Origin of the sequence: Lactobacillus sp. ESL0246 (assembly GCF_003692965.1) — a bacterium.
Classification (GTDB): Bacteria; Bacillota; Bacilli; order Lactobacillales; family Lactobacillaceae; genus Lactobacillus.
In genome coordinates, this window is the sequence record NZ_REHC01000006.1 from 275908 (window position 1) to 288857 (window position 12950).

Here is a 12950-nt window from a genome sequence, read left to right on the forward strand (position 1 = left end):
GTAGTCTATGCCTGCATCTTTACTTGAGTTGAAAAGAAAAATTGCTTCTGTCAAACAAACTGGTAAAATAACTGAAGCTATGAGAATGGTCTCGGCATCAAAATTAAATCAAACTGAAAAGCATGATTTGGGTTATACCATTTATAATGATCGAGTTAGAAAAACACTTTCTCGCTTAATGAGTGCTGAAGTTGTTAAACATTTGAATAAAGAAAATATTACTGTCGATGAGGATAGCATTGCCAAGCTTGATTATGAAAATGTTTTTGGACTAGGAATAGTGTCTAACATGATTCAGGCTCGCAAAGAAGTTAAATCAGCAGGTTATCTTGTAGTTACAGGCGATCGTGGACTAGTTGGTTCTTACAATAGTTCAGTTATTAAAAATATGATGGGGCTAGTTGAAGATTCAAAGGCAGAACACAAAGATGTTAAAATTTTGGCTATCGGTTCAGTTGGAGCTGAATTTTTCAAAAAAAACAATCTAAATGTTGTTTACGAAAATAATGGTATTTCTGATGTGCCAACTTTTGAAGAAGTTTTACCAATTGTTTCGACAGCGGTTAAAATGTATTTAAACGGTGTTTATGATGAATTATATGTATGTTATACACATCATGTAAATACATTATCTTCAGCATTTCGAATTGAACAAATGTTGCCAATTATTAATATTGATATTGGTGTAAAAGAAGCTAAGGCACATAAAGATTTAGAATATGATATAGAACCGGATGTGAATGCTGTTTTGACCACTTTAATTCCCCAATTTGTTCGCTCTGCTATTTATGGGGCAATCCTGGATGCTAAGACTGCAGAGCATGCGAGTTCAATGACGGCTATGCAAAGTGCAACAGATAATGTAAATGATTTGGTTTCTAATCTGACAACTAAATTAAATCGTGCTAGACAAGCAGAAATCACTACTGAAATTACTGAAATTGTTAGTGGTGCAAATGCTTTGAAATAATTTAGAAAAGGAGGTAGATGTTTTGAGTGAAGGTGAAGTTGTTCAAGTAATCGGCCCTGTTGTTGATGTTAAATTTCCACTTAATAAAAACCTACCTGATATTAACAATGCCTTACGTGTAGTTAAATCGGAAGATGAAGCAATCGTTCTTGAAGTAACGCTTGAACTTGGTGATGGGGTTTTACGAACAATTGCAATGGAATCTACCAATGGTCTTAAGCGTGGAATGAAGGTAGAAGATACTGGTAGCCCAATTTCTGTTCCAGTTGGTAATGATACTTTAGGAAGAGTATTTAATGTTTTGGGTCAGCCGATTGACAATGGTCCTAAATTCGGTGAAGATCATAAGCGTGAGGGAATTCATAAAAAAGCTCCCAAGTATGATGAATTAACGACTAGTCAGGAAATTCTCGAAACTGGGATCAAGGTTATTGATTTACTTGAACCATACGTACGCGGTGGTAAAGTTGGTCTGTTTGGTGGTGCCGGTGTTGGTAAGACAACTATTATTCAAGAGTTGATTCATAACATTGCTCAAGAACACGGTGGTATTTCTGTTTTCACTGGTGTTGGAGAGAGAACTCGTGAAGGTAACGATCTTTATTTTGAAATGAAAGCATCTGGAGTTTTAAGTAAAACTGCAATGGTTTTTGGACAAATGAATGAGCCGCCTGGTGCCAGAATGAGGGTTGCGTTAACTGGTTTGACATTAGCTGAGTACTTCAGAGATGTTGAGGGTCAAGACGTTTTGTTGTTTATTGACAACATATTTCGTTTTACTCAAGCAGGATCAGAAGTTTCTGCGTTGCTCGGTCGGATGCCAAGTGCCGTTGGTTATCAACCAACTTTGGCTACAGAGATGGGGCAACTGCAAGAAAGAATTACCTCAACTAAAAAGGGATCAATTACCTCTATTCAAGCTGTCTATGTTCCAGCCGATGATTATACTGACCCTGCGCCTGCAACAACTTTTGCACACCTTGATGCTACTACTAATTTGGAACGAAGCTTAGTTGAACAAGGAATTTATCCAGCTGTTGATCCATTAGAGTCGACCTCGAGCGCTTTAGATCCTGAAATTGTTGGTGATGAGCATTACAAAGTTGCAACTCGGGTTCAGCATATTCTCCAGCGCTATCATGAATTGCAAGATATTATCTCTGTTTTAGGTATGGACGAATTATCTGATGAAGAGAAAGTCATTGTAAGTCGTGCAAGAAAAATCCAATTTTTCTTGTCGCAAAATTTCTTTGTTGCTGAACAATTTACGGGTGTTGCTGGTTCATATGTGCCAATTAAAGAAACTATTAAGGGATTTAAGATGATCTTAGATGGTCATTTAGATGATCTTCCAGAAGATGCTTTCCGTGGTGTTGGACCAATTGAAGATGTTTTGAAAAAAGCGCAACAAATGGGTGTAACTGCTAGTGATCCAGAAGCAAAAGTTTTATTAGAAAAGTAGGGTGATGTCATATGGCTGATCCAGAAAAACTTTTTATGGTAAATGTTGTAACTCCGGATGGATTGATTTTTTCTCACCATGCCAGTTTTGTTGAAATGCGAGCAGTTGACGGGCAGCGTTCGATTATGTACAATCACTTACCGATTTTGACGCCATTGGTAATTGGTGAGATCAAAGTAAAGCGAAGCCGGGAAATGAATAGTGTAATTAATCATATTGCAATTAGCGGTGGCTATTTTGAATTTTCTGACAATGTTGCTACGTTTATTGCTGACAGTGCTGAGCGTTCAACTAAAATCGATGTTTCGCGTGCAGAGGCAGCTAGAGAACGTGCACAACGTGCAATGGAAAAAGCTAAGTCTGTACATGATCAGCGATCTTTAGAGCGTGCACAAGTTGCATTAAGAAGAGCAATTAATAGAATTAGTGTTTATAATTCAAATAAATAGTATTCTTTATAACGGATGCACAAAAGTGTATCCGTTTTTGCTTAGTTTAAATTAGAAAAAGAGAGGAAAAATGTTTCAACTTGGGGTACATGCTTTGATCAGTATCTTTATTTATTTATTAACAATTGGCTTATCATTTCAAATTATGAAAAGTATTCAGATTGAAAAGATTATTCGGATAAATCGAACTTTTGAAGCGCAACTTTTACTAGTTTTTTTGTCAATTGGTCTTGGTTATTTAGTGGGTACTTTTTTTATAACACTAATAGATACGTCATTGCAATTAAGTAATTTATTTTAAAACTTCATAAAGTGAACAAGAGAAAAGGAAAAATCGCTATCTTTATGGTAAAATGTACATTGAATATTTATGGAGGATTATTGTGGCACGAGATATAGGAATTGATTTAGGGACAGCCAATGTGCTTATCAACGTCTCTGGAAAAGGAATTGTGTTAAATGAGCCATCAGTGGTAGCTGTTAATACAAGTACAAATAAAGTAGTGGCTGTTGGCACTGAGGCATATAAAATGGTAGGCCGAACACCTGGAAATATTCGGGTAATTCGTCCATTAAAAAATGGTGTGATTGCTGATTTTGACATTACTGAAGCAATGCTGTCATATTTTATTGAAAAGTTAAATGTTAAAGGCTTTATGTCAAAGCCAAGTATCTTAATTTGTGCACCAACTGGTGTTACTTCAATAGAACAAAAGGCAATTATTCAAGCAGCAGAAAAATCTGGTGGTGGCAAGGTTTATCTTGACTTTGAACCTAAGGTTGCTGCAGTTGGCGCAGGTCTTGATATTTTTAAACCGCAAGGTAATATTGTTATTGACATTGGTGGTGGAACGACTGATATTGCTGTTTTGTCCATGGGAGAAATCGTTACTAGCCAATCACTTAGGTATGCCGGAGATCATATGAATCAAGCTGTAGTTGCTTATATCAAAAATAAGCATAATTTATTGATTGGTTCGAGAACCGCTGAGCAGATAAAAATAGAGATTGGTAGTGCATTTGAACCTGATCCCGAAGGAACAATTACTGTTCGGGGTCGTGATGTGGTTGATGGCTTACCCAAACAAGCCACGGTCTCAGCTGTAGAAATTCAAGAAGCATTGCATGATGGATTAATGACAATTATTTCTGCAACCAAAGAAGTTTTAGAAAAAACTCCACCTGAGCTCTCAGCTGATATTATTGACCGCGGGATCATGCTAACTGGTGGAGGTGCTCTGCTTAAGAATATTGATAAATTAATATCTTATTACTTAAAAGTTCCAGTTTTAACCGCGGATCATCCGTTAGAAGCTGTAGCTTTGGGAACAGGGATATTATTAAAAAATATTGAAAAGCATCAAAGGCATTAGTTTAGGAGGTTGACTTGCGTAGGCTCTTAATTTCTTTAGTAAGATTGTACCAGAAATTTATTTCACCTGCTTTACCTAAAAGTTGCCGGTATTACCCAACTTGTTCAACCTATATGATTGATGCTTTAAAAAAGTTTGGTCCAGTTTTGGGATTAATTATGGGTATTTGTCGAATTTTGCGTTGTAATCCCTTTATTCGGGGTGGTGTGGACCCTGTATCAGATAAGTTTACTATTTTTCGTAATCCTCACCCAGAAAAATATGAAGATGAAATTATAGCCCAAAAATTTCATCCATCTGTAAAGTAGGAGATATTATGTCTAAAAAACCAGAAAATATAAATATTGAGATCAATGAAATAAAGGGAAATAAAACTCCAACTTGGGAGGTAATTATACCTCATAAAAAGGAAATTGGAAGGATTGAAAAAATGGCAGGACGTTATCGTGCCATTACTAATAAAACTAACAACATTTTGTATTCTAAAAGTTTGGAAAGTAGTATTAATGATTTGCTTTCTTATTTTGCATTACATGAAAAATAGTGGACAGTGATAATTAATGGTAAAAGTTGAAAACAAAACTGATTTGTTTGATCGTATTGCATGGAATGTTGCTATACCGGTGTTGTTATTGGCTGCAGTTGGACTCTATTCAATTTACTTTGCAGCCATTGATGATCCAAGCCATATGGGAAATCCAATAAAGGCAGTCTTGATGCAAGCCTTATGGTATATTGTTTCAGTTGCAATTGTGTTGGTTGTAATTCAATTTGATGCAGAACAGCTTTTTCGCATTGCTCCATATGTATATGGCTTTGGGATTTTGCTTTTAATTGCTGTTCTTTTTTTCTACAATCGAAGTTTAGCAGTAGATACAGGATCAAAGAATTGGTTCAAGCTTGGTCCAATTTCTTTTCAGCCTTCCGAAGTAATGAAGCCAGCATTTATCTTGATGTTGGCACGAGTTGTTCATCAGCATAATCAAAAGTTAATGCATACTATTAAAAATGATTGGATTTTAATTGGCAAAATCATTGCCTGTTTGGTACCAATTGCAATATTATTGAAATTACAAAAAGATTTTGGGACAATGCTCGTCTTTATTGCTATTGCAGGTGGAGTAATCTTAGTTTCAGGGATTTCTTGGAAAATTATTATTCCAATGTTTATAGCATTTGGAATATTAGGAATTACAGTTATTTTTATGGTAACAACGCCTCAAGGTCAGGTAGTTTTGAGCCACTTTTTTGAACCATATCAGTTTAAGAGAATTATGTCTTGGCGCGATCCTTCATCTGACACTTCCAAAGCTGCATATCAGTTGTGGCTAAGTATGCAAGCTATCGGTTCTGGTCAGATATTTGGTAACGGTTTTGGAAAATTAAATGTATATGTTCCTGTTCGCGGTTCAGATATGGTATATTCTGTTATCGGTGAATCTTTTGGTTTTATAGGTAGTGTAGCAATTATCTTATTGTATCTTTACTTAATTATTCAAATGGTTAAGATTACGTTTGATACTAAGAATGCTTTTTATTCTTATGTTTCAACCGGAGTCATTATGATGATTCTTTTCCATGTTTTTGAAAACATTGGTATGAGTATTGATTTATTACCATTAACAGGAATTCCTTTACCTTTTATTTCGCAAGGTGGTTCTGCATTAATTGGGAATATGGTCGGTATCGGCATGATTTTATCAATGAAATTTCATAATAAGGACTACATGTTTAGTCAAGCTGGTGACTTTTAGAAATTATAATTTAAATAAACATTTACACTTTAAGACAAGACTAAGCAAATTACAAATATCAAATACAAGGTGCATATCGGTGCAGGGCGAAAATGCATAAATACTAAAGAATAAGCCCTACCGGTTAAGGTACTGGCCAATTATGGCAATGTGATTGTTGGGACTGATCTTACTACATAAAAGGAAGAAGAAATCATTGCAGATACCTTGTTAATGATCAATAGTTGCTTGTTCTCGCTGATTAAAGGTATACGCGCAATTAGTCACAGCCAGTCTATTAAATAAAGTACCTTTAAAAACTGCTGGCGAAGAATAATAGCATACAAAAAGCTCAATTCCTCATTCTGAGAAGTTGAGCTTTTTTCATGCTATTTTAGAATTTCCGTCGTAGCAGAGGGTTATCTTCCGTTATTTTATTTTGCTACCCGAGCATATTCTTGTGAGCGACAAACCAGCACATCGCATTTAGCTGTGCGAGTAACGTAATCAGTTACACTACCAATCAAAATGCGTTCCACGGTGTTGAGACCCGTTGCTCCTAATACAATTAGATCAATCTGATGTTTTAGCGGAAATTTGTGAGAAATGATTGCCTTGGGAGAGCCAAATTCAATGGCGTAGTGTACTTCTTTGACGCCCTCATCTTGCGCTTTCTGATAATATTCTTTTAATTTTTTCAGGGCACTATCTGATACTTGTTCTACCATTTTGGAGTCAAAACTAGAAACATTCTGGAATGAGCGCGTATCTATGACGTGTAAAATTTCTAAGCTTGCGTCACTGCGTTTAGCTACCTTGACCGCCTTGTAAAACGCAAAGTCGGCTTCTTTTGAACCATCAACGGCAACTTGAATTCGGTGATATTGTTTCATCATTTTTAATACCTCTTCTTACTCCCATTTTATCAAATTTTGCTTAGATTATTCATCCCATTGATTAATTGCTAAACCAAAAAATAAAATTGTTAAACAGCTCAAAATTAAGGTGATAAAGTTCAGGTACTTGTCATCTTGCAACAATATAACGAAGCCAATTAGGCTATCCACAACAAGGGCAATCGCCGTGATGGCCATTATTGAAGTAAAATTGGTCTTGTTCTGATTATTATAAATTAAAAAGTGATCGTTGCGTTTCTGCCAGAGGTACCAAGCAGCTATGAGTAATACAACAAGATAGATTGATATAACAACTTTAAGCATTTTAATTACTCCATAAAAAAACGGTCCTTTGACCGTTTCCTAACTTTCAAAAAAACCTGAGTTGACAAGCAGTTTGGCAAAACAAGTGCTGTTGAACCCGCAGTGTTCAAAAAATGAGCAGTAGCGCAACGAATATGGATCCTATACATTGATAGTTTTCCGATTCGACAGTTATTTACTTACTCGCACGTTGATAGTTTGACCGGTCAACTTTATCTAATTAAGCCTAGTCGCCAACTCAGACCAATATTATAGTAGTCAATCTGCTGGTATTTGTCAAGAATGGCCGCAACTGAAGATGACTAATTAGCCCTCTGAATGAAAAAATGCTATTCAAATAGTTAGGTAATGATGTTTATTTCATCTTCAAATGTTTAAGCTAAAACTGAAAAATATTTATCTTAAAAAAACAATATACGAAACTTAGTCTAATTATTTTAAGTGAATTACTGTTATTTTTATTTAATGTTATTTTTGATTTTAGACTAAGCTTGCCAACTAATAGTCGCTGCTTAAATGAAAAATTTATTAGCGTATTATTCTTAATAATAACTAATCAAATAGTTATTTAAATTATACATAAAAAAACAATTTTAATATTGCTATTTTTTGTACATGACTTTAAAATAATTCTTTGTATAGGTTTAGTTAAATAGGAAAGAGATTTTTTATGTTAGGAAAAAATAACTATAATGAACGTCTAAGAAAAATGGAAATGCAAGCGAAGCAAGATCACTTTTCAATTCGTAAATTGAATGTTGGTGTTGCTTCGGTGTTGTTAGGTTTCACTTTCTTCGGCTTGAATAGTCAAGCAGTAAAGGCTGAAACAGTTGCTCCAACAGAAGACGCTAGAACCAATACTCCGGCAGCTGAGACGCGGGCGCCTAGTGATACGAGAGTGCCTTTGGTAGCAGATAACATTAATGACTCTCCTGCTGCACCAGTTACAGAACAAGCGCCAACTAAGTCTAATAAACCAACAACTGGAACGCCAGCTAATGTAAATGAACAAGCCATTGCCCCTAAGAAAAGCATTGAGACTTGGGCAAAACGCTCACAAACTGATTTGAGTACTTATCGAGGCTTAAAGTCTTTTTTTGCAGGTAAAAGAAAAAGAAGACCGATCCACAGCAAGCGCTCAGCCAGCTCAAAAAGCACCTCGTGCTATTAAAGCACAGCGTGTAAGAACAGATACGAATGCGCAGACTGGTTCTTTGTCTGCGCAACCAGTTAATCAACTAACGGTTACTGATGATCAGCCAACCGAAACTACCAAGTCGCAGATCCCAACTAATAAAGATCCGCGGGGGAAACAAATGACTGGTCCATCTCAGGATCATAATGGGACCAAGCCACTGACCCCAACTGACCAGGATCAGAACAACAAGTCGGGTATTAATGCGCAAGATGATAACGGTGGTAAGATCAGCGAGGTAACTAATTGGAAAGATTATCTTGTAGCCTTAAGCGACTCTACCGTTACCGAAATTGATATCATGAATGACTTTGCTGCTCCAGATGGTTACAATCTTATACCAATTGCAAGCAGCAACTCGCGTCCACGTGATTTATTTATTACATCAAAGGGCGGTAAGCATAAGGTTGATTATAAAGGTACAAGTTTAACTTGTACATCTAAGATCAATATCACTTATGACAATTTAGAACTTTGGTGTGCTAATTATTATGGTGTGATTGATACGGATAATACTCCTGTTGCAACTGTCACCTTTAAAGACATTGATTTTCATGGCAGTCAGATGGCTCATGCAACGTCTCATACGCACTATCATTTTAAAGGAACCAACAATGCTGAAACCGTTCGAATGCCATATCCAGGAACTACTGTTATTCTGGCTAATAATCAACAATTGCTTGAGTTAATGAATTCAGATAATAGTATTGATTTTGATGATGGTACTTTTACTGGTTCTACATACAATGGAACTGTAATCGAATTAGGTAGTCGTTATAGTCTCTCATCATATAATAAGGTAAATATTGCTGCTGGCGCTAAAGTTGTTTTAAATCCGGGAAAAAATGCAGATAACTTAGTTACAGCAGGGAGTGCCGAATATACTGGTGCCCAATATGGTATCTACATGTATGGCTCGAATCTAAACGTTAATGTTAATGGGACTTTACAAATTAATGTTGGTCAAGCTGGCTTTAAGCAGACTACGGCTGATAATCGGCAAGCTTCTGGTATCTATATCAGTAAGGGTTCCAATAATTTTAATATTAAGACTGGTGGGCAGGTTGAGGTGCAAACTAACGGTGACATCTCGACAATTAACACTGACTCTAATAGCGGTAACTTAATCTACAATGGTGGTAACTTTAAGATTGATCCGAAGGGTAGTCTCAAAGTAACTGGTACCAACATGAGAAAATATAGCGGTACCTTGTTCATGATTAAAGGAAGTGCTGATGTCAATAATGGTACCTTTGAAATCAAATTAGATGGTGATGCAAATGATGATGGCGCTGGAACAGGTGTAATTACTTTAGTTGATATCCAAGGGACCCTAAACGTTAATAATCCTCAGTCCTTGATTTTGAATGCTCAGAATAATAAAGCAGTGGGGACTACAATTATTGGTCAAAACACGATCACATTAAGTAACGTTAGTCAGGTTTTGCGAATAAGCAATCAAGAACTTAATCTACCGCCGTTTGCAAAATTACAACTAAATAGAGGAAAAGTTACTGACAAGGGTACAATAATTGGGGTTTCAGCCTTAAACCTGCTCAATGGTCAAAGAAAAATAACTTCAGAATTGCTTAGTAGCATTACCGATACTAAGTATAAGGCTCTAATTAACTTATTAGTGTCGAAGGGGTTGATCGGTGCCAATATGACCTTTGACGATGCCTTTAAAAACATTATTATTGCTGCTTTTGGTGATAAGACATTCTTTAGTGATGGTTATAATAATATTCATTTTAAATCTGCCAATCCTGATGGCTTTTTAGATATTGAAAATGTGTCAGTAACTACTGGTGCGAATGGTAGCCGTATTATTAAAGGGCATATAACAAATTATAATGATAAAAATGAGGGTCCTGATAGTGATGGTATTTTTAGTAAAATTTTACCAGGAGGAACATATGCCTATGTTGGAGCCAAATTTGAGTCAGCAAATAGTTTATTGAATGATAAGAACTATATTGGTACGATTAAAAATCCAAATCCTTATGGTGAAACAAACGTTATCGAAGCACAAAACGAATTTGCTGCTCAAGTAGATGGGAATGGCTATTTTGAATTTGAAATTCCAGCAGATAAAGTTAACCAGCTTAAACCTGGAGATAAGATAGAATTAGTACCATATGCGAACTTTATCAGTTATGATCCAGAAAATAAGGATGATCATAGTTATGATTTACAAATATTGAGTGTAGATGAGCAAAAGAGCGCCGCGCATCAAGCGATCAAGGAGGAAGCCGCAACTACCAAGCAAAAGATCCAGGAAGATCAGAGCTTGACCGCGGAAGAAAAGACGCAGCAAACGAAGGCTGTCGACGCCGCCGCCCAAGCCGCTGATGACCAGATAAACAAGGCGACAAATGCGGATGAAGTAAATACAGCCGTAAAGGATGGTAAAGCTGCCATTGATCAGGCGCATCAAGCAGGCACCGGTGTAGATGAGCAAAAGAGCCAAGCTAAAGCTGAGATAGATCAGGCAGCTAAGAATGCCAAAGACAAGGTAGATAGCAATAAAGATATAACGGATAAGCAAAAGGCTAAGGATCAGATTGATAAAATTGCCCAAGATGCTAAGGATAAGATCGACAATGCTCAGGATCAAGCAATAATTAATAGCAGTAAGAATCAGGGTATTGCGGATATCAATAAGATAGCCGATGGCAAGGATAATAAAGATGATCAGGCTGAAGCAAAAGAGAAAGCCAAAGATGCCGTAGATGAAGCAGCTAATGATGCTAAAGACAAGGTAGATAGCAATAAAGATATAACGGATAAGCAAAAGGCTAAGGATCAGATTGATAAAATTGCCCAAGATGCTAAGGATAAGATCGACAATGCTCAGGATCAAGCAATAATTAATAGCAGTAAGAATCAGGGTATTGCGGATATCAATAAGATAGCCGATGGCAAGGATAATAAAGATGATCAGGCTGAAGTAAAAGAGAAAGCCAAGGATGCCGTAGATGAAGCAGCTAAGGATGCTAAAGACAAGGTAGATAGCAATAAAGATATAACGGATAAGCAAAAGGCTAAGGATCAGATTGATAAAATTGCCCAAGATGCTAAGGATAAGATCGACAATGCTCAGGATCAAGCAATAATTAATAGCAGTAAGAATCAGGGTATTGCGGATATCAATAAGGTAGCTGAAGGCAAGGATAATAATGGTAATTCGAATAATATTCCTCTCCCTAATGCTGGAAATGGCAACTCAAGTTCAAACTCAAATCCAGGTGACAGTAAAGTGCCGGAACCTAGTCCTAAACCTACTCCGAATGCCGTAGAGAAGACTTTAAAACACAATGCTTACTTCTATAATAAAGAAGGCAAACGAGCTAATCTGTTAATTGCTAAGAAGGGTTCAATCATTGCCACTTATGGCACAGAAAAGATTAATGGTCATGATTTCTACTTGACTGATAATGGCTTATATGTTGATATTTACAACGTTGTCGGACAAAAGCGGAATTTGGTTCATAATGCTTTTGTTTATAACCACTACGGCAAGCGAATTAGTTCTAAATTGCTTAAGAAGAATACAGCAGTTATTACTTATGGAGATCCTGTTAAGATTCATGGTAAAGCATATTACCTAACAATTAATAATCACTATGTCAAAGTCGCTAACTTTGCCCCATCTATTACTAGACCAAATAGAGAAGTAGCAGATGGTGTAACGGCCAATGCAGTGATTGTTCATAATTCTTATGTTTACAATGATGAAGGCAAACGAATTAATCAAGTTGTTCTTCAGGTCGGTTCTAGATTTACCATTGGACAAAGAAAAGTAGTGAGCGGTCGTGAATTGCTAGAAATTGCTCCTAACCAGTATGTGGCAAGTGGGAATGTTATTGGTACAAAACGGCGGTTAAAAGTAGCTAGTCATATTTATAACAAAGATGGTAAGCGTTTGGCTGGTAAGCAATTAAAGAAGCATAGGACGATTAGAACCTATGGCAATGCAGTCAAAATTCATGGTAAAGCGTACTACAAAATTGGACATAACCAATATATTAAAAAGAGAAATTTTTAAGGAGGATAATTTAATTATTTTGAAATAATAAAAGAAGCTCTCATAGCAATGGGGAGCTTCTTTTTTGTTTAATAAAACTCAAGAAGTGATGAATTCCAAGATAGATCAAGTGGCAGATGCGTCTGGAGTAAGTGGCGCCGTAAGCTCAGGTAAAGGGGTCCCCCAATGCCGCGCATAAAGCAAACTTATATAGTCAATATGATAATCTGAGAAAGCGTAAGTTAATTAGAACATATTGTAGCCCATGTTAGGATTAATCAAACAAAGCATTACATTGACAGAACAGGTAAATATATTAAGAGAGTTAATTTTAAATGATTAGTTTACAATATTAAAAACGTCACAACAGACAGTTGTGGCGTTTTTTAATTTTGAATAATGTTAAATATAGTTAGTTTTAAATGCTAGTATATTAATTATTAGAAAGATATTTGAAAATTTCTTGTTTTAACCAAAAAGACTATAAATACTAAAGCGATCTCTTGACTTTTTAGTCGTTT

The 12950-nt window shown here is 36.1% G+C and carries 12 protein-coding genes; 10 read left to right on the top strand and 2 right to left on the bottom strand.

Annotated elements, in window-relative coordinates; genetic code table 11:
- The first annotated feature begins 7 nt into the window (after nucleotides 1-7).
- From F5ESL0246_RS03130 to F5ESL0246_RS03165, 8 genes are all read left to right on the top strand, one after another.
- Nucleotides 8-970, top strand: a complete 963-nt coding sequence (locus F5ESL0246_RS03130) for a F0F1 ATP synthase subunit gamma (protein ID WP_122018057.1) — start codon at nucleotides 8-10, stop codon at nucleotides 968-970.
- Between the two features lie 22 nt (nucleotides 971-992).
- Entirely contained in the window at nucleotides 993-2432 is a 1440-nt protein-coding gene (gene atpD, locus F5ESL0246_RS03135; RefSeq protein ID WP_122018058.1) for a F0F1 ATP synthase subunit beta, read from the top strand.
- Nucleotides 2433-2443: 11 nt separating this feature from the next.
- Nucleotides 2444-2881, top strand: a complete 438-nt coding sequence (locus F5ESL0246_RS03140) for a F0F1 ATP synthase subunit epsilon (protein WP_122018059.1) — start codon at nucleotides 2444-2446, stop codon at nucleotides 2879-2881.
- Between the two features lie 70 nt (nucleotides 2882-2951).
- Nucleotides 2952-3182, top strand: coding sequence for a DUF1146 family protein (locus F5ESL0246_RS03145; protein WP_122018060.1), 231 nt, complete (start codon nucleotides 2952-2954; stop codon nucleotides 3180-3182).
- Nucleotides 3183-3264: 82 nt separating this feature from the next.
- Nucleotides 3265-4254 (top strand): rod shape-determining protein, encoded by a 990-nt coding sequence (locus F5ESL0246_RS03150; RefSeq protein WP_122018061.1) that lies wholly within the window; start codon nucleotides 3265-3267, stop codon nucleotides 4252-4254.
- Nucleotides 4255-4268: 14 nt separating this feature from the next.
- The gene (gene yidD / locus F5ESL0246_RS03155; protein ID WP_122018062.1) at nucleotides 4269-4562 is read left to right on the top strand and encodes a membrane protein insertion efficiency factor YidD; all 294 of its coding nucleotides are present in this window, start codon (nucleotides 4269-4271) and stop codon (nucleotides 4560-4562) included.
- An 8-nt stretch (nucleotides 4563-4570) separates the two neighbouring features.
- Nucleotides 4571-4798 (top strand): DUF2969 family protein, encoded by a 228-nt coding sequence (locus F5ESL0246_RS03160; protein ID WP_122018063.1) that lies wholly within the window; start codon nucleotides 4571-4573, stop codon nucleotides 4796-4798.
- Between the two features lie 16 nt (nucleotides 4799-4814).
- Nucleotides 4815-6008 (top strand): FtsW/RodA/SpoVE family cell cycle protein, encoded by a 1194-nt coding sequence (locus F5ESL0246_RS03165; protein ID WP_122018064.1) that lies wholly within the window; start codon nucleotides 4815-4817, stop codon nucleotides 6006-6008.
- Between the two features lie 413 nt (nucleotides 6009-6421).
- Here the strand turns inward: F5ESL0246_RS03165 and F5ESL0246_RS03170 are convergent, their stop codons facing one another.
- Nucleotides 6422-6883 (bottom strand): universal stress protein, encoded by a 462-nt coding sequence (locus tag F5ESL0246_RS03170; RefSeq protein WP_122018065.1) that lies wholly within the window; start codon nucleotides 6881-6883, stop codon nucleotides 6422-6424.
- Between the two features lie 45 nt (nucleotides 6884-6928).
- Nucleotides 6929-7207, bottom strand: coding sequence for a hypothetical protein (locus F5ESL0246_RS03175; RefSeq protein WP_233551577.1), 279 nt, complete (start codon nucleotides 7205-7207; stop codon nucleotides 6929-6931).
- A 670-nt stretch (nucleotides 7208-7877) separates the two neighbouring features.
- Between F5ESL0246_RS03175 and F5ESL0246_RS03180 the strand changes: the two genes are divergently transcribed.
- A complete protein-coding gene (locus tag F5ESL0246_RS03180) occupies nucleotides 7878-8378 on the top strand; it encodes a YSIRK-type signal peptide-containing protein (protein WP_122018066.1) in 501 nt (166 codons plus the stop codon).
- A complete protein-coding gene (locus tag F5ESL0246_RS03185; RefSeq protein WP_122018067.1) occupies nucleotides 8305-12450 on the top strand; it encodes an SLAP domain-containing protein in 4146 nt (1381 codons plus the stop codon). The genes F5ESL0246_RS03180 and F5ESL0246_RS03185 overlap by 74 nt, the downstream gene beginning before the upstream one ends.
- The last annotated feature ends 500 nt before the right edge of the window (nucleotides 12451-12950 follow it).